This window comes from Streptomyces sp. SID5464 (assembly GCF_009862985.1).
Taxonomy (GTDB): Bacteria; Actinomycetota; Actinomycetes; order Streptomycetales; family Streptomycetaceae; genus Streptomyces; species Streptomyces chartreusis_D.
This window is the reverse complement of record NZ_WWIQ01000059.1, coordinates 108,310-125,052: the sequence shown is the minus strand read 5'-3', so window position 1 is coordinate 125,052 and position 16,743 is coordinate 108,310. Positions and strand designations below refer to the sequence as shown.

The following is a 16,743-nucleotide window of genomic DNA, read 5'->3' as shown; positions in this document are numbered from 1 at the left end:
GCCGTGGCCTTGGCCGCCTCAGCTCTCCTGGTCAGTGCCTGCTCCTCCGGCACGACATCGGACGCCACGAAGAACGCGGCCGACGGAAGACCGATCGTGAACAAGGAGAACTGGCCCAAGAGAATCCCCACCAGCGGCCTGACCAAGGACCTGAGCCTTCCGCTGGAGGCGTACATGGCCTCCTACGAGGAGCAGGTCACCGTCGAGCAGGCCGCCAACGATCTACAGCAGTCCTGTATGAAGGATTACGGCATCGACCTGACGCTGCCGCGAGCGGGCGCCAACCCGCCTCCCAGTGACAACGACGCCAACATCGAACGCCGTTACGGCATCACCGACCGGGCCGAGGCCGAGAAGTACGGCTATGAGCTCCCGCCGGCACTGCAGGAGCACACCGAGCAGGCCATGCCTGATCTGTCCGAGGTCGAGGTCGAGGTCCTGACCGGCCATACCAAGCCCGAACCGCCCAAGGCCCCCACGGGAGTCAGGACGGGAGAACGGCTCGCAGCTCCCGGCCAGGGCGTGAAGCCCGCTCGGGCGGAGTACAACGGAAAGAAGTTGAAGACGGGCGGCTGCGTCGGCTGGTCCAAGGAGCAACTCGGCCTGAAGGAAGTCGGCCCCACCTTCGTGGCGCAGCTCGCCGGGGACAGCCTGATGCAGTCGATGAAGGACGACAAGGTCATCAAGGCGACGGCCGCGTGGTCTTCGTGCATGGACGGCAAGGGACACAAGGGACTTGCCGATCCGTACAAGGCGATGGATCAGGGCGTCACGAATGATGGGAAGCCGTCGCGGGAGTCCATCGCTCTGGCGGTCGACGACATCGACTGCAAGAAGCAGACGGACCTGGTGAAGATCTGGTTCGGTGTGGAGTCTGCGATCCAGGACAAGCAGATCGCCGACAACAAGAGCCGGCTGACCGGCATCAAGGAGCAGCACGGCAAGGAAGTCGCCGCCGCGCGCAAGCAGATGGCGGCATCCGACCAGTGAGGACTGGTGCAGTGGTGCCCGGACCGTGCATGACCCGGGCACTGTGGCTGATGGCGGCGTGTGTGCTGGCCGCCGGGTGTACGGACGGCACCGCCGACAGGGTCCCCGCATCGCAGCGGCCGGCGACTCCGAGCGCGCAGCAGAGCAGTCCGCAAGTGCGTCCATCGCCCGTGGCTTCGGTGCACTCCGAAGGCCGTACGCGTGTCCTGGAGTACGGAGACCTGACCGTGCGTGCCACACCGGAAAGCAGTGGTGTGCGTACCGAGATCGAGGTGGCCAACACCTACCAGCGGCATGCGACGTATTCCGTCCGGATCAGCATCGCCGACGGTAAGGGCTGGACCGCGTACAACCGGTTCTGGCTTCAGGACGTCCCTCCGGGAAAAACCGGGCGGGATGACGCGGTGATCGGCTCGAGAGACATGGGTCCGGTTCCGCAGGTGCCGAAGATCTACGTCGATGAGTTCACTCCCCTCGTCGACCGGAAGTAGCAGAGGAGAACCCCTTGCCGTGCACGCAAGGGGCCTCGATGAGGCCGACGGGCTCCTCGGACGCCGGCACCTCCGAGCAGTTCGCCTGACTCGCACCCAAGGCGCTCATGATGAGCGAGCGCCGTACCGCAGCTTCGGTGGCGGCCACCGCCGCCACCGCGGCTTCACCGACCGGACAGCAGATCACATGAACGTGAAGAAGCCTGTGGTCGTCGCGATCGCCATCGCCGCAGCGACCCTCATGACCGCGTGCAGCGGCAACAGCACCAGCGCCCGGAACACCTCGGCCGACAAGCCGATCGTCAACAAGGACAACTGGCCCGCACAGGTCCCCCGGCAAGGACTGGCCAGGAACATGGTGCTTCCCCTGGAGAAGTACATGCTCTCCTACGCCGACCGGGTCACCCTCGACCAGGCCACCACCGACCTCCAGCAGAAGTGCATGGCCGGCTACGGCTTCCACGTGACCCTGCCCGAGCCCGGAGCCAATCCGCCGCCCAGCACCGACGACGCCGATATGGAACGCCGCTACGGCATCACCGACCCGAACGATGCCGCGAAGTACGGCTATGAGCTGGCACCGAAGTTCCGGGGCCACACGAGCCAGAGCGTCCCCGACCTCCCCGGCGTGCAAGTGGAGGTACTGACCGGGCACACCAAGCCGGTCATCGCCCACCCCAAGGACGGCAAGAGCGGCTTCTACGTCACTCCCAACAGCGTCAAGCCGGCACGCACGTCCTACAACGGCAAGGCGCTGAAGAAGGGCGGCTGTGTCGGCTGGAGCAAGGAACAGATCAAACTCGACGACTCCGACGCACTGTTCGTCTCCCAACTCGCCGGGAAGAGCCTGACCGGTTCGCAGCGGGACGGGGGCGTGAAGAAGGCGATCCGCGCCTGGTCGTCCTGCATGGACGCCAAAGGCCACAAGAACCTGGCCGACCCGTACGAGGCGATGGCTCAGGGCGTCACCGACGGCCGCGCCTCGAAGAGCCGGGACAGCGTCAAGCTGGCTGTCGACGACGTGGCGTGCAAGCAGCGGACCAACCTGGTGAGGATCTGGTTCGACGCCGAGAGCAAGATCGAGAACAAGCAGATCGCCGACAACAAGGCCGAGCTGGAGGCGATCGCCTCACGCCACGGCAAGGCGCTGTCAGTGGCCCGGGCCCAGCAGGCCGCATGAGCGGTGCGGGGCGTGGCGGAGCCGCAACGTCCTCACCCCTGATGTCGAAGGGGCGGGGAGCCCGTGACGGACATCCCTGCAAGGTCCAGGTGCGCACCGTGCCCTGGACGGTCTCGAAGTAACGATTCGTCAGCACCACGGACTGATCTGGCAGAAAGAAAGGAGACCAACCATGCGAAGACAGCACAGAAGACGTGCGATGGCTGTCATCGCGGCGACCGCGGTCGCCGCGATGACGTTCACCATGGCCGGTACAGCGCAGGCAGTGGGTGCGGCACCGCCGAAGAAGAGCGGACACACCAGACCGATCAGACCGACCAAGAAGAAGCATCCCCTGGCGGTTCCCGCCGAGGACCGCGCCAGCGTCCTCGGCAAGAGCTGGAAGACCTCCGGCGATCGCGCCGTGACCACCGCCGCCGACAGCGACGGACTGCACCTCCTCGTCGCCGACGCGAAGACCGGCTACCACTGGAGGACCGCCACCGTCCTGTCCGAACCGCAGCTGCCGGCCGACACCTGGATCGGCAACAGCTGCCTCATGGACGAACACCACGCAGCCGTCGTCTACGCCCCCCGCACCTTCACCAACAAACCCGACCTGATGATGGGCGGCGCCCTGACGGCCGTCGTCGACCTGGACAGCGGCGACGTGACCAAGATGCCGTTCACCGGGTCCCTCGCCTACTTCGACCCCACCTGCAACTCCCACACCCACACCGCTGCGTTCACCGCCCTGCGCGACGACAAGACGCGCCTGATCACCGTCGACACGCACGGCGACACCGTCGCGGACACGACCGCCAACGGTGAGATCACCTCCGCCGTCCCCGTCGAGGACGGGCTGATCGGCGCGGCCGGGAACCGGCTCGTCCACATCAGCCGCAAGGGCAAGCAGGCGACGCTCACCGCGACGAAGCACGCCCCGTACGACATCGCCGCAGGAAAAGACGGAACGGTCACCTACATCGACCGCACCGACAACACCCGGGCCCGCGTGCAGACGTACGCACACGGCACGAAGACCACCGTCGCCCACGGCGAGACCACCGCGATGGGCCTCGCCCAGGACACCACCGGCAAGGTCTACCTCCTCGGCCAGGCCACCCACGACGCGGCATTCGGCCGCAGCGGCATCACCGAGACGAACATCCCCCACGACGCACAGCTGTCCACCCGCGGCCGTCTCGCCGTCGACCCGGTCGTCTCCGACGCCGTACAGCGCGGCGTCGCCAACATCAAGGGAATCGGCAAGGACCTCTCGCACACCGCGAAGGAGCCGGCCACCGGGCAGGGCGCTGGAATCGTCAGTCACCTCCTCGACATCACCGCGACGTCCACCATCACCGGGAAGCGCACCACGCTCACAGCCGACGAGCCGGACGCCACAGCGGGCGGCACCACCTCGCCGGCCCTGACCGGCGGCAGCCGGCCGCAGATGTCCACGATGAGCCTCATGACCACGGACACCGACGACCCGCGCGCGCACAACCCCGTGGACACCGACGCCTGGTGCTCCGTGCCCCGCAACGACGTGAACACCCAGGCCCTCCAGCCCACCCCCAACCAGGTGGAATGGGCCGTCGACATGGCCGTGCGCGGAGACCTCACCTCCGGCTACATCAAACAGGGCGGCTGGCGCACCCAGACCGGACTGGCCACCATCGACCCCCAGGGCACCTGGCCCGCCCCCCAGCTCAACGGCGGCGGCCGCATCCCCGCACAGGTCGAACTCGGCATCCTCGCCCAGGAGTCCAACCTGTGGCAGGCCGAATCCGGCGCCATTCCCGGCCAGATGGGCAGCCCGCTGGCCTCCGTGGACGGCTACTACGGACACCAGACGGGGGGCAGCCTCGCGGACTACTGGACCATCCACTGGGACCTGTCCGACTGCGGCTACGGCGTGGGCCAGGTCACCGACGGCATGCGCAAGGCCGGACTCGAGAAGGACGACGAAACCTCTCTCGACCCCAAACTCCAGCGCGCCATCGCGCTCGACTACACGATGAACATCGCCTCTTCGCTCTACATCCTCGCGGACAAGTGGAACGAGGTCCACGAAACCGGCCAGACCATCACCGTCAACAACGACGACCCGGCTAAGCCTGAGAACTGGTTCACCGCCGTCTGGAACTACAACCTCGGCTTCAACCCCCGGTCCAAGGAAGCCGAGAACGGAAACTGGGGACTCGGCTGGTTCAACAACCCCGCCAACCCGGTCTACCCGGCCGACCGGGACCCCTTCATGGACATGGACGCCGACCCGGTCAACTGGCCCTGGGACGCCGCCCACCCGCAGTACTGGCCGTACGAGGAGAAGGTCATGGGATGGGCCGCCTGGTCCATCGACACCGGCCACTCCTACGCGACCTCCGGCCGCCAGGACTGGCCCGGCGAATCGGGCTACAGCTCCGCCGGTTTCTACCCCGCATGGTGGACCACCACCGCCGCACGCACCGCCATCAAGCCGCCACTGGACACGTTCTGCAACACGGCCAACAACTGTGACGCCGCCAACCCGCCGGACTGCCCCGACGCCGGCTGCTACACCCAGTACTGGTGGAACGCCGCCAATGCCACATGGAAGGACAACTGCTCTTCCACCTGCGGCAACGAGAAGATCAAATACGCGACGCTGATCAGCGAGCCCGGTCGCGGATACCGCCTCCAGTACGGCACACCGCAGTGCGGTACCGGGGACCTTCCGTCAGGAGCGAAGATCGTCCACTCCGTTCCGGCGGGAACACCCACCTGGAGCGACTGCGGAACGACGACAACCGACGGCTCGTTCCAGTTCACGTTCTACCCCGACCCCAACGCCACCGGACCCGGCCTCGGCCAGTACGACGCCAAAGCCGACCTCCACCAGATCGGCGGCGGTTACCAGGGCCACTTCTGGTACGCACACACCCGTGATCAGGCCCACCTCGGCGGCGACGGCGGACGCATGACGATCCAAGGCGACTGGAAACTCCCCGGCGCCGTCCCCGAAGAGCAAGCGGCGATCTACGTCCACATCCCCGACACCGGAGCCCAGACCACCAAGGCGTTCTACGAAATACCCACCGCCCTCGGCACCGCCAAGGTCACGGTCAACCAGGACGCGAACGAAAGCAACACCTGGGTCTACCTCGGCGCTTTCCGCTTCAACGACAAGGCGCCCGAGGTCAAGCTCTCCAACACCACCTACACAGGGTCCGGCGACGACGACATCGCCTGGGACGCCATGGCCTTCGTCCCCGGCGACTACGGCATCCCGAGGGACTACGCCGTCGACCTCGCCCTGCCGGCGTACGACAGCAGCAGCCCCAACCCCAACCAGGCCATCCAGTCCCCGGACGACAAGGCCACAGCCGCGCTGGGCAAGGACGCGTCCAACCCCGGCCCCGACGGCTCACTGGCGACCAGCGTCTCGTCCCAGGGCCTCGCGACCTGGTGCGACGACGGGAAGATCATCGCCCGTGCCACCCGCACCATCGCCTGCGAGAACCGGGCCATGCCGTACTACTACATCACCTCGGAAGGCAACAGCGGAACGATCATGTTCCAGATCCAGCGCGTACTGGAACTGGACGGAACGAACTCCTTCACCGAACACCTCAGCATCGCGCCGGACTCCGTCCCTCTCGACATCGCCGATGTCATGCTCGCCATCAACAAGCATCTGTGCGAAACCGGCTGCACACCCAACGAACCAGGAAACAGCGCCTGGAACGGAGCACCCAACTGGACACCGGGAGACACCCACGCTGCGAATCTGACCACCACTTACACCTGGGACAACTCGGTCGCCGGTAAGGAATTCCTCTTCCACCCGGACGTCCAGATCGACGGAGACATCTACCCCTCCGACAACAGCATCGCCCCCACGCACACCGGCTACCAGTGGTCCAAGAGCCAGGTCCGCAAGACCGACCTCGACGAAATCCGGTGCGACACCAAAATAACCTCCACCGGAGGATGCGTCTTCCACAACTACGCACCCACTTACACCTTCAACGCCGCCAAATACCCGCAGGCAGCAGCCCACGCCTGGCTCATCCAGCACGGCAGTCCGAAGAGCCCGGGACTGGAAAGCATGAATACTCCCTTGTACTACCTGCCGGGCGGACGCAACGGAGCGAACCGTGCCGTCATCTGTGACGTGGACGGATGGGCACGGACCAACTACGATCCGGCTGCCATGAACAGCAGCACCGACGATCCGAACTGCGACGAGTTCACCTTCAACGCCTCCTACAACAGCGGTGGGCAGCCAGCCGACCTCGATGGACTCAACCCCGTCTCCACCGGCGCGGAATGCATGCAGACATACGCGCAGATGGACAACGGAACCATCCATCTCAGAAATCTTCCCGGAACGATGCCGAGTTTCCGGGAGGTATGCGGAAGGTCGTCCATCTCAGGCGTCCAGAACAGCGGATCCATGGCAGCCTTCTCCTCGGGATTCGCCAAGAACATGCGTCTCATGGACAGGGACGCCTACTGGCTGAACACCAACATCAAGGGTGACTGTGCCACTGGAACCGGAACCTTCATGCGCTGCACCATGACCACGAACTAGAAGCGGGAGACCGGCAGAACAGCAAGGGCGGCTGGTCCACCAGCCGCCCTTCGCATGTCACATGAACGGATCCAGCAGCAACGCCACGGGAAGCTCACCCGACTCGACCGCCCCTCTGGGAATCGTCAGACCGGTGTGCTCGCCAACCGACCTCCACACCGCGGCATGAAGACCAGCAGACCCGCCCTCCACAAATGCACGCCACTCCGCGGGAGACGAAAACCCATCCGGGTCCGGCCACACGGCGCCGTTGCTCCGCAACCGGCTGTTCAGCAGGTGAGCCCTGCTCGACTCACTGTCCGGTGCCGGACCCGCCAGGCTGTGCCGGAACTCTGCCCGTAGAAGGTCACCTTCACCGGCTGAATAGAACAACCACGACGGCTGCACGGCGACGTTCGCGTACAGGCACACGAACTCCTCACCCTCGCGAGGAATCACAGAACTGTTGCCGTCAGCCCAGTGCTGATACCAGGCACAGACTCCGGAATCCTCCAGGACGTACGACCACTCACCGGACGTGCCATACATGCAGGGAGTCCACGGGGCGTCCACGGACAGAGGATCGAAATCACGGTACTGGGCCCGAATGCCGATCTGGTCATCCCGAGCACCCAAGCGCCGCAGGAGGTCCTCCACCGGAAGACCACGCACAGCGGTCAGCGACACTCCGCCACGCATGCCGGGACCACCCATGGGTTCCTCGAAACAGTGGTCACCAAGCCACTCGATGCTGTCGCTCACTTCAACTCCTGGTCGGATATCAGGTCGGCCATGACGGCATAGAGGGACCGGCTGGGACGCCGCAGGCTCCTTGCATGGTGGACCTTGTCGCAACAGAGGCTCGGCCATCCGGTAGTAAAGATTCACGAATGAAACCCCTAAATTGTTCCCACAGCTTACTTTCAGGGCGGCTTCTCGGGCCGTCGGCTGAATCGGACCCTGCCGACCCTCGGTGGCCGACGGCGAGACTCGGTGACGGACGGCCACCACCGACGTGCCCTCGGACACCACGGCCGCAGGCTCCGACACCGACGGGCACGACACCGAGCACGGCCTGGACGGCGACCTCAGACCGTCCCCCTCTCAGTCGGGGTGGGGCCGAGGGCAGCCGCCCCGGGCGGCGCCGCCTCCTCGGGTGATGAGTTTTCGCGCCCGCACCCGTCACACCTACGACGGGGCACGACGAGGCGGAAGGAGGACGTGATGAGTGCGGACACGCGGAGGGAGGGACTGGGCGTGAGCGGTCCGGCCGTGAGCAGACTGGACGAGGTCGACGAGCCGACGTTCTCGGGGCTGGCGGAGCGGCACCGGCGGGAGCTGCACGTGCACTGCTACCGGATGCTCGGGTCGTTCGAGGACGCCGAGGACACCGTGCAGGAGACGTTCCTCTGCGCCTGGCGCCGGCGGGAGACCTTCGAGGGGCGGTCGACGTTCCGGGCCTGGCTGTACCGGATCGCCACCAACGCCTGCCTGGACCTGCTCGCCAAGTGCCGACCGGAGCCGGCGACCGGCGGAGAGGTGCTGTGGCTGCAGCCCTACCCGGACCGGCTGCTCGACGAGCTGCCCGCGGGCGACGCGGACGAGCCGGAGACCGTCGCCGTCGCGCGGGAGACGATCGAGCTGGCGTACCTGGTCGCCGTCCAGCACCTCGCGCCGCGCCCGCGGGCCGTGCTGATCCTGCGGGACGTGCTCGGCTGGCCGGCGAAGGACGTCGCGGAGATCCTCGGTGACTCCGTCAACTCGGTGAACAGCGCGCTGCAGCGGGCCCGCGCCGGCATGCGGGAGCACCTGCCCGCCGAGCGGCAGGACTGGACCGGCGGCGAGCAGGACGCCGGGACGCGCGAGCTGGTACGCCGCTACACCGAGGCCAGCGTGGCCACGGACGTCCCGGCGCTCGCCGCGATGCTGCGGGACGACGTCCGCTGCTCGATGCCGCCCACGCCGGGCCTGTACGTCGGCCGCGACGCGGTGGTGAACGACTGGGTCGAGAGCGGCTTCGAGGGCACGAAGGGCCTGCGCGCCGTCCCCACCTCGGTGAACCGGCAGCCCGCCGTCGCCTTCTACCTCTGGCGGGAGCGGGAGGGCGCGTACCTGCCGCTGACGATCGACGTCCTGCGTGTCACCGGCGGGGTGATCACCGAGATCATCACGTTCCACGACGACCGGTTCCCGCGGCTCGGGCTGCCGGAGCGCCTGCCGGCGGACGGCACACAGTAGTGGTGCCGGTGTGGACGCTCGCGCTGCGCGGTGACGCGCGTGTCGCGGCCCGCACCGCCCGCCCGTCGCAGCGCCGCATACGTCGCAGCGCGGCTGTCGTCGGCGATCGCCGGGGGTCACGCCAGGGCGGCCGGGATCAGCTGACTCAGGTCGGGCCGGTTTCCGATCCGCTGGGTGGCCGGGCGACCGGGCGCGTCCTGCTGAGGCCAGCCGGTGTTCCTCAGCAGGTGGCGGGCCCGCCACCCGTCCAGCGGGCTACGGCCGCTCGCCTTCAGTGCGCCCTGTACACAGGCGACAGCTCCAACGACGATCGGGGACGCGCTCGACGTCCCGCTGAACCTGTCGGTGTACCAGAAGTCGGGATTGCCCCCGGCCTGCAGGTCGCCGTATCCCGTCGTGGTGACCTCTCGGCCCCACCCCTGCACGTCCACGCACGAGCCGAAGTTGGAGAAGCCGAGGCGCGAACGGTCGGGGCCCCAGTCGGCACCGTGGGTGCCAGGCGGGGGAGCGCCGGCGCCGACGATGACGGCACCGGAGTCGAGCATGCTGCGCCGGAAGGGGTTGGTCCACCACAGCGGGAAGCCGGGGGACGGGGGCCTGTCGTACACCGGATCGTCGAGGTTCTCCGCGCCGTTACCGGCGGCTTCGACGACGACCACGCCCTTGTATGTGGCATAGCGGATGGCAAGGAAGTCATCCGGCCACCACTCGACCGCGATGAACCCCTGCTGACCTGTCCCGGTGGCCCGTGGCCCCGGCCGGTGAATCTCCAGGAGGAGGACGTCCCCGGGGCCCAGTCGGTCCGCGGCGGCCCGGATGGCGGTCGCGGTCGGCAGAGAGAACGACGCGGCGCTGATCACCGCGTCGGGCGCGATGCCGGTGACGCCGAAGCCGTTCACGTCACCACTGATCTCGCCGAGGACGGCGGTGCCGTGATTGGTGTCGATGCTGTTGATTCCCGCGATGACACCCCCCTGGTTCTGGAGCAGGTCCTCATGGCCGAAGCGCCAGCCCCATTCACAGTCGATCACCCGGACTCCCTTTCCTGTGCCGCCCGGCTGCTTCCAAGCGTGGCGGGCGTCGATGCCAGCCGGTCCCGGGTCCAGGTAGATCTGGCGGACCATGTAGTCGGGCGTCATCGATGGCGCGTCCGGCCCGATGGGGGCCATGTCGTTGATGGGCGTTTCCTTGCGCTCCTCGGCCCTGGAGAAGGGACGTGTCCAGTGCCGCGTCTCGGTTTCGGCCCGGGCGAGTTCGGCAGCCGGCTTGATATAGGCGGCCTCGATGACGTCGAGTTCCCGGAGTCTTTCGGCGATCCCCTCGAGCTGCTCCTCGGGCGCGTCCACCTGGTAGAAGCGCACCATTTTGCCGATGTTCTCCTCGACCTGATCGGCGGACTCGCCCGTCTGCGGCGTCTGTTGGGCCTGGCGGCCCAGCCGCGTCAGGTCGGCGTCGAACAGTGGCTTCAGCACGATGTCGGGCGCAGCCGCCAGCTCATTCAGCCCGGCCACATCAGTACCCCGGGCCGACGACGCGCCCGACGGCGTGATCTCCACGCCCACGTCCTCCGCCACCGCGCAGATGAGTTCGGGACGTCCTCGTGCTTCGTCGTACTGCGGTCGGCGGTTTCCGTCATTCATTCCCTGCCTGGGCATATTCGCTCCTTCTCCACGTCATGACGCGCGGGAGGCTTCCCTGGGGGTCGAAATTCATCATGAGCCTGCGCCCGGAAAGTCATAGATCCGCCGCACGGGGCTTCAGCCGCTGGACCCGGCGCGCGACCGTGCTTGCTGAACCACGGCCCGCCGACTGACCGGCCGAAATCTCGACAGGATGACGCTGCCGATGGTTCCTCTCCACCACGCTGACACAGGTCCCGGCCGGCCGCACATCCACATGGCGGACGGCCATTGGAGGGAAAATCGCGCTGGCGAACCTGCTGATCCGGCCACCTCAGGGCACGGGGGCAGGGGCCATTTCGGTTGGCGAGTCTCCGGTGGCATATAAGGGTGGCGGCGATGCAAGGCCGGGGGACGTCTTCTCCCGGGCGGGGAAGGCGTGTTGGTCCTCGCCGCCATGGTGCACCTCAGGGCCTCGCAAAAGCTGAGGCAGTGATCCCGCAGGTCCTTCAGCACGTCCGGTACGACGTCCCCGCCCGCGGCTGCTCGCCCTGCCCCGCGACGAACGCGGCGGCCCGCTCGCGCCAGTTCACCGATCTCCTGGCGCAGCCAGGTGCCACTAAGGCCGTTGAGCGTGGTCCGCAGGCCGCGCGCTCAGCGTTACTCGGACAGCAGATGGCGCGCCCGACCACAGCGATCTCCTTGGGTCAGCAGGAGTCCTGTCACAGCTACCCACAGGCGGTCAGCCCCTGGAATCACTCGCCACCACACATCGGACCTGCGGCAGACCCACCCACCCTCCCCCAGTGATCGATGGGCGGGGGCGGAGCCCCGACGGCACGTCACCCACCCATCGCCGGCAATCTGCCGTTTCCGCAGGTCAACGCACCCTTCCCCGCGGCTTCAACGGCGTCGGCGGCAGCTCGGGAGCGGGCAGCGGATCCCCGTCGTAACCCTTCACCTCCCCGAATCTCGACCCTTCCATCCAGTCCCGACGCGCCTGTTCGATCTCCTCCTGGGACCGTCCGATCCAGTTCCAGAACATGATCAGTTCCTCCTCGAACGGCTCGCCGCCCAGGAGCATCAGGCCCGCGTCCGACTCCGCCCGCAGCGGCAGTTCGCTGCGGCCGCAGCCGAGGTAGAGCATCGAGCCGGGCAGGACCGGGACGCTGTCCACGTGGGCCTCGCCGGACATGGACAGGACGGCGTACTCGAAGTCCGGTTCCAGGGGGAGGCGTACGTCCGCGCCTCGGGAGAGGGCCAGGTCGGCGCCCGTGATCGGGGTGTACGCCGTGCCGGGCGAGGTCGCGCCGTCGAGGTCGCCGAGGATCAGCGTCGCCTTGACGCCTGGTGCCGTGACGACCGGCAGATCGGCGTGGTGTTCGAAGCGCGGGTCGGTGTGGCGGTGGCCGTCCGGGAGGGCGACCCACAGTTGCGCGCCATGCAGGAAACGGGCGTGCGAACGAGGGCTCTCCTCGGAGTGGCTGATCGCCCGGCCGGAGGTCATCAGGCCCAGTTCGCGCGGCCGGATCATCTGGCGGCTGCCGGTGGAGTCGCGGTGCAGCACCTCTCCCTCGTGCAGCCAGCTCACCGTCTGGAGCCCCATGTGGGGATGCGGCGGCACCTGCATGCCGGGTTCGTCGGCGATGTCGTCGGGGCCGTAGTGGTCGACGAAGCACCAGGCCCCGACCATACGGCGGCCCAGGTTGGGCAGCAGCCTGCGGACCTCGCTGGATTCGCCCAGCTTGACGTGGCGCGGACTGAGGAGTTCGCGAACCGGCTCGGCCACCACGAAGCCGCGGCCACCACACAGGGAGGGAGCCGCCTCGCGCTCAAGATTGCTCATGGCGCCCAACCTAGTCCGGTGGAAGGGCCCGCGTCAGCGCGTCATCCGGGCCGCGCCCGGGCGTCCCGGATGACGCGCCGGCGACCGACACCCTGCCGAACATAGTAGCCAGGAATATAATAGCCATGAATACAGTAGCTATGTACTCTATCTGTCATGAGCAAAGGTACCGAAGGCGCGACGCCCGGCTTCCTGGTGTGGCGGCTGTCGATGAAGTGGCGGGTGGCCGTCGACCGGGCGGTGGCGCCGCTGGGGCTCACCCACGCGCAGTACTCCTTGGTGGCCTCCCTGTACGGCATGCAGCGCTCCGGCGAGCGGCCCAGTCAGCGTCGCCTCGCCGACCACACCGGACTCGAGCCGCTCTACGTGTCGAAGCTCGCGCGTGCGCTGGAGGCCGCCGGTCTCCTGGAGCGCACCCGGGACCCGCACGACCCGCGTGCGGTGCAGCTCGCACTCACCGAGCAGGGCCGCGAGGTCACCGGGCGGGCGATCAAGGTCGTCCACGGACTCCTCCAGCAGCTCCTGGAGCCACTCGGCGGCCTCGACGCCGCACGCACCCGTGAGTTCACACGCGATCTGACGGCCCTGCTCGACACACCTCTTGATCCCATCAGCGAGAACGAGACGGAGCAGTCATGACCACCACCACTCCCCCGCTCGATCCCCGCGTCATCGCCCTGGCCCACTACGCCGGCCGTGCGGTCCTGGAGAACGTACTGGCCCGGCACGGCGTCACCTTCCAGCAGTCCGTCACCCTCCGGCTCGCCGCAGTCGCCGACGGCCCGGTCGGGCGCGAGCAGCTGGTCGACGGCGTCGTCGGAGCGCTGAAGAACGACCCGGCGGAAGCGCACAGCGCGATCGACGAGCTGATCGCCGCTCGGCTGCTGGCCCCGGCCGAGGGGCCTGACGTGCGGATCACGGACGCCGGGCGGGAGCTGTACGCCAGGACGGCCGGCGAGACGGCGCCCTTCTCCGCCCGGATCTACGCCGGGATCCCGGAGGAGGACCTGGCCGTCGCCGGCCGCGTGCTGAGCCTGATCACCGAGCGGGCCAACGCCGAGTTGGCCGAGGTGGCCGCCCTCGGCGAGTAGCGGCCCGATGCAGTAGTGGAATATTGAACCAACGCGTTCGGTTGTCGGCCTCGAAGGAGGCACGAGTGACCACGACCTACGACGCGACGTACTACGCCCACGGGACACCGGCGGAGCGCTGGGAGCGCGCGCAGATGTTCTTCGACGCCAAGGACTACGCCGCCGCCGCGCGCGTCCTCGTCGGGCTGGTCGAGGAGGTGCCCGAGCAGACCGCGCCGCGGCTGCTGCTGGCGCGTTCCTACTACCACTCGGCCCAGCTGCGCCGCGCGGAGGCGGAGTTGCGGACGATCGTCGAGCGGGACCCGGTCGAGCACTACGCCCGGCTGATGCTCGGCCGCACGCTGCAGCGGCAGAACCGGCACGAGGAGGCGGAGTCGCATCTGCGGATCGCCTCGGCGCTCGCCGGTGACTTCGAGCAACGCTGACCGCCCCGTACCCGAAGGTGCCCGGCTCCCCTGTGGAGCCGGGCACCTGTGCGTCGGCGGATCCCCTGCCTCATCGGCGGGTCCGCTACCGCGCCGGCGACCCCGCTCCGTACGTCCGCCGTCCCCGCCGGTAGGCGATCTCGCCCAGCAGGATGTCGACGGCCAGGAAAGCCGCCAGCGGGATGCCGAACAGGGGCAGGAAATAGCCGAGCACCGCGATCCCCGCCAGCAGCGGTACCAGGATCTGTGGCGGCACCTGCTGCCAGGCGCCGCGTGGGACCGGGCGGCCGAAGGCGGTGCCGCGGCCGCGCTGCCACCACATGCGGTAGCCCCACACGATCATCAGGATCAGGCAGAGCGCGAGCAGCATCAGGGCGATCTGGTTGGCCAGGCCGAACAGGATGCCGGTGTGCAGGTCGATGCCCCACCGGGTGAGTTTCGCGAGCACCGGGTAGTCGGCGAACCGCAGCACGTCCATGACCTCACCACTGGCCGGGTCGATCGCGACGGAGTCCTGCTTCTCGGGCCAGCTGCGCTGCACCTGCCTGACCACGTACGCCGACTCCGCGTCCGCCGGCGGCACGATCTCCACCGGGTCGCCGAGGCCCTCGGCCCGCGCCGCCGCCAGCACCTCGTCCAGGCCCACCCCGTGCGCGGCGTCACCGGCCTGCCCGGCGGCGGAGCCGTGGCCGGTGTGTTCACCGCCGGCCGACGCCGACACCGCCGGGGTGGCCTGCCCCAGCGTGGTCCGCAGCTCGTCGATGCTGGCTCCGGCGTGGGCCGACCAGGTCAGACCGGTCGCCGAGAGGAAGAAGAACCCGGCCGCCGCCCACACGCCGATGCCGCCGTGCAGCCCGAGGGTGCGGCGCCGCCCGTTCGTGCCCCGCACCTTGCGCAGGGCACGGCGGCGGGAGAACCACAGCACCAGTCCTCCGGCCGAGATCACCCACAGCCAGCTGGCCGCCAGTTCGCTGTACAGGCGACCCGGCTCCCCCAGGTGCAGGTCCCGGTGGAACTCGTCGATCCAGGTACGCAGCGGCAGGGCGCCGGTCGAGCCGTACTGGTCGAGGGAGCCGCGCACCTTCGCGGTGTACGGGTCGACGAACACGGCGAGCGTGTGTCCCTCGTCGACGCCCGGGACACCGGACAGCATCACCCTGGTCGTCGCGTCCGCCTCGGGTGAGGGGCGTACGGCCGAGACCGTGCCCTCGGGGTGGGCCTTGCGGGCGGCGGCCACCTGCTCGCTGATCGGCAGCTTCCGCTCGCCTGCGGGGACGGTCAGTTCGTGGTCGTACACGATCTTCTCGGCCTGGAAGGAGGCGGCGTACAGCAGTCCGGTGACGGCGGCGACGAGGAGGAACGGCGCCACCAGGACCCCGGCGTAGAAGTGCAGGCGGAGGATCAGCGGACGCAGCGGGGCCCAGGTGTTCTTCGACGGTGCCGGGTTGGCGGGAGGCGGGGTCTCGTCCGTGGTGGTCGAGGGAGCGGTGGTCATCGGCGGGCTTCTCCGGGGGACGTCGTCTTGGCCGTCGCAGTGCGGTCGTCGGCCGTTGCGGTGCAGTAGTCGGGGCTGCGGGGCGTCCAGTTCCCGAAGGGGGTGTGTGATGTGGGTCACGCGAGGGGGGTGGGGGCCGTGTCATCCTGACGCGATGGGAACTCCGAGCGATCGCGCACCCCTGGCCGAACAGGTCGAGGAACTCCTCGCCGGTGGCGGCCCGTTGACCATCGTGGCGGCCGGCGATCCGGTGCTGCGGCGCGGCACCGAGCCGTACGAGGGTCAGCTGGGGCCCGCGCTGCTGGCCCGGTTCGTCGAGGCCCTGCGGATCACCATGCGCGCGGCGCCCGGGGTCGGCCTGGCCGCGCCGCAGGTCGGTGTACCGCTCAGGGTCGCGGTGATCGAGGATCCGGCGCCGGTTCCGGAGGAGGTGCGGCTGGCGCGCGGACGGGTGCCGCAGCCGTTCCGGGTGCTGGTCAATCCCGCCTACGAGCCCGTCGGCGGCGCGCGGGCCGCGTTCTTCGAGGGCTGTCTGAGCGTGCCGGGCTGGCAGGCCGTGGTGGCGCGGCCCGCCGAGGTGCGGCTGACCGGGCAGGACGAGCACGGGCACGCGCTGGACGAGGTGTTCACGGGCTGGCCGGCGCGCATCGTGCAGCACGAGACGGACCATCTCGACGGGGTCCTGTATCTGGACCGGGCCGAGTCGCGTTCCCTGTCCTCCAACCGGGCGGTGACGGAGCGCTGGGCCCAGCCGACGCCGGAGGAGGCCGCGCTGGCACTCGGCTTCGAGCTGCCGTAGCGCACGGCGAGCCGGAAGCAGGGCACGGA

Annotated in this window: 13 protein-coding genes; 9 read left to right on the top strand and 4 right to left on the bottom strand. The window is 68.5% G+C overall.

The genetic code is table 11. The features are described 5' to 3' along the window. The first annotated feature begins 174 nt into the window (after positions 1-174). The 4 genes from GTY47_RS29105 (at position 175) to GTY47_RS29090 (ending at position 7,222) form a co-directional block, all read left to right on the top strand. The gene (locus GTY47_RS29105) at positions 175-990 is read left to right on the top strand and encodes a hypothetical protein (RefSeq protein WP_234025777.1); all 816 of its coding nucleotides are present in this window, start codon (positions 175-177) and stop codon (positions 988-990) included. A 29-nt stretch (positions 991-1,019) separates the two neighbouring features. Further along, positions 1,020-1,481, top strand: a complete 462-nt coding sequence (locus GTY47_RS29100; RefSeq protein WP_158688440.1) for a hypothetical protein — start codon at positions 1,020-1,022, stop codon at positions 1,479-1,481. Positions 1,482-1,668: 187 nt separating this feature from the next. Further along, entirely contained in the window at positions 1,669-2,661 is a 993-nt protein-coding gene (locus GTY47_RS29095) for a hypothetical protein (RefSeq protein ID WP_040903620.1), read from the top strand. Between the two features lie 199 nt (positions 2,662-2,860). Then, a complete protein-coding gene (locus tag GTY47_RS29090) occupies positions 2,861-7,222 on the top strand; it encodes a hypothetical protein (RefSeq protein WP_010043778.1) in 4,362 nt (1,453 codons plus the stop codon). Positions 7,223-7,279: 57 nt separating this feature from the next. Here the strand turns inward: GTY47_RS29090 and GTY47_RS29085 are convergent, their stop codons facing one another. Further along, positions 7,280-7,963 (bottom strand): hypothetical protein, encoded by a 684-nt coding sequence (locus GTY47_RS29085; protein WP_010043776.1) that lies wholly within the window; start codon positions 7,961-7,963, stop codon positions 7,280-7,282. A 462-nt stretch (positions 7,964-8,425) separates the two neighbouring features. On the opposite strand from GTY47_RS29085, the gene GTY47_RS29080 reads away from it, so the two are divergent. Beyond that, entirely contained in the window at positions 8,426-9,439 is a 1,014-nt protein-coding gene (locus GTY47_RS29080) for an RNA polymerase subunit sigma-70 (RefSeq protein ID WP_010043774.1), read from the top strand. 116 nt (positions 9,440-9,555) lie between these two features. Here the strand turns inward: GTY47_RS29080 and GTY47_RS29075 are convergent, their stop codons facing one another. Next, positions 9,556-10,995: a S8 family peptidase gene (locus GTY47_RS29075; RefSeq protein ID WP_343336051.1), complete on the bottom strand. Its 1,440-nt coding sequence runs from the start codon at positions 10,993-10,995 to the stop codon at positions 9,556-9,558. A gap of 943 nt (positions 10,996-11,938) precedes the next feature. Continuing rightward, positions 11,939-12,904 carry a pirin family protein gene (locus GTY47_RS29070; protein ID WP_010043770.1) on the bottom strand — a complete coding sequence of 322 codons (966 nt, stop codon included), beginning with the start codon at positions 12,902-12,904 and terminating at the stop codon, positions 11,939-11,941. A 156-nt stretch (positions 12,905-13,060) separates the two neighbouring features. Here GTY47_RS29070 and GTY47_RS29065 point away from each other — a divergent pair, with 156 nt between their 5' ends. The 3 genes from GTY47_RS29065 to GTY47_RS29055 all read left to right on the top strand — a co-directional run bounded on the left by GTY47_RS29065 (position 13,061) and on the right by GTY47_RS29055 (position 14,420). After that, positions 13,061-13,543, top strand: coding sequence for a MarR family transcriptional regulator (locus GTY47_RS29065; protein WP_010043768.1), 483 nt, complete (start codon positions 13,061-13,063; stop codon positions 13,541-13,543). Further along, entirely contained in the window at positions 13,540-13,995 is a 456-nt protein-coding gene (locus tag GTY47_RS29060) for a MarR family winged helix-turn-helix transcriptional regulator (protein ID WP_010043766.1), read from the top strand. Before GTY47_RS29065 ends, GTY47_RS29060 begins: the two co-directional genes overlap by 4 nt. Positions 13,996-14,129: 134 nt before the next feature. Next, positions 14,130-14,420, top strand: coding sequence for a tetratricopeptide repeat protein (locus tag GTY47_RS29055; protein ID WP_050810287.1), 291 nt, complete (start codon positions 14,130-14,132; stop codon positions 14,418-14,420). 85 nt (positions 14,421-14,505) lie between these two features. On the opposite strand, the gene GTY47_RS29050 is transcribed toward GTY47_RS29055, so the two are convergent. Then, the gene (locus GTY47_RS29050; RefSeq protein WP_010043754.1) at positions 14,506-15,915 is read right to left on the bottom strand and encodes a PepSY domain-containing protein; all 1,410 of its coding nucleotides are present in this window, start codon (positions 15,913-15,915) and stop codon (positions 14,506-14,508) included. A 154-nt stretch (positions 15,916-16,069) separates the two neighbouring features. Here GTY47_RS29050 and GTY47_RS29045 point away from each other — a divergent pair, with 154 nt between their 5' ends. Next, entirely contained in the window at positions 16,070-16,714 is a 645-nt protein-coding gene (locus tag GTY47_RS29045) for a peptide deformylase (RefSeq protein WP_010043752.1), read from the top strand. The last annotated feature ends 29 nt before the right edge of the window (positions 16,715-16,743 follow it).

Bases quoted from the DNA above. Each gene is read 5' to 3' on its own strand.
- GTY47_RS29105 (WP_234025777.1), top strand. From the start codon at position 175: ATGGCCTCCTACGAGGAGCAGGTCACCGTCGAGCAGGCCGCCAACGAT.
- GTY47_RS29100 (WP_158688440.1), top strand. From the start codon at position 1,020: ATGACCCGGGCACTGTGGCTGATGGCGGCGTGTGTGCTGGCCGCCGGG.
- GTY47_RS29095 (WP_040903620.1), top strand. From the start codon at position 1,669: ATGAACGTGAAGAAGCCTGTGGTCGTCGCGATCGCCATCGCCGCAGCG.
- GTY47_RS29090 (WP_010043778.1), top strand. From the start codon at position 2,861: ATGGCTGTCATCGCGGCGACCGCGGTCGCCGCGATGACGTTCACCATG.
- GTY47_RS29080 (WP_010043774.1), top strand. From the start codon at position 8,426: ATGAGTGCGGACACGCGGAGGGAGGGACTGGGCGTGAGCGGTCCGGCC.
- GTY47_RS29070 (WP_010043770.1), bottom strand. From the start codon at position 12,904: ATGAGCAATCTTGAGCGCGAGGCGGCTCCCTCCCTGTGTGGTGGCCGC.
- GTY47_RS29065 (WP_010043768.1), top strand. From the start codon at position 13,061: ATGAGCAAAGGTACCGAAGGCGCGACGCCCGGCTTCCTGGTGTGGCGG.
- GTY47_RS29060 (WP_010043766.1), top strand. From the start codon at position 13,540: ATGACCACCACCACTCCCCCGCTCGATCCCCGCGTCATCGCCCTGGCC.
- GTY47_RS29055 (WP_050810287.1), top strand. From the start codon at position 14,130: ATGTTCTTCGACGCCAAGGACTACGCCGCCGCCGCGCGCGTCCTCGTC.
- GTY47_RS29050 (WP_010043754.1), bottom strand. From the start codon at position 15,915: ATGACCACCGCTCCCTCGACCACCACGGACGAGACCCCGCCTCCCGCC.
- GTY47_RS29045 (WP_010043752.1), top strand. From the start codon at position 16,070: ATGGGAACTCCGAGCGATCGCGCACCCCTGGCCGAACAGGTCGAGGAA.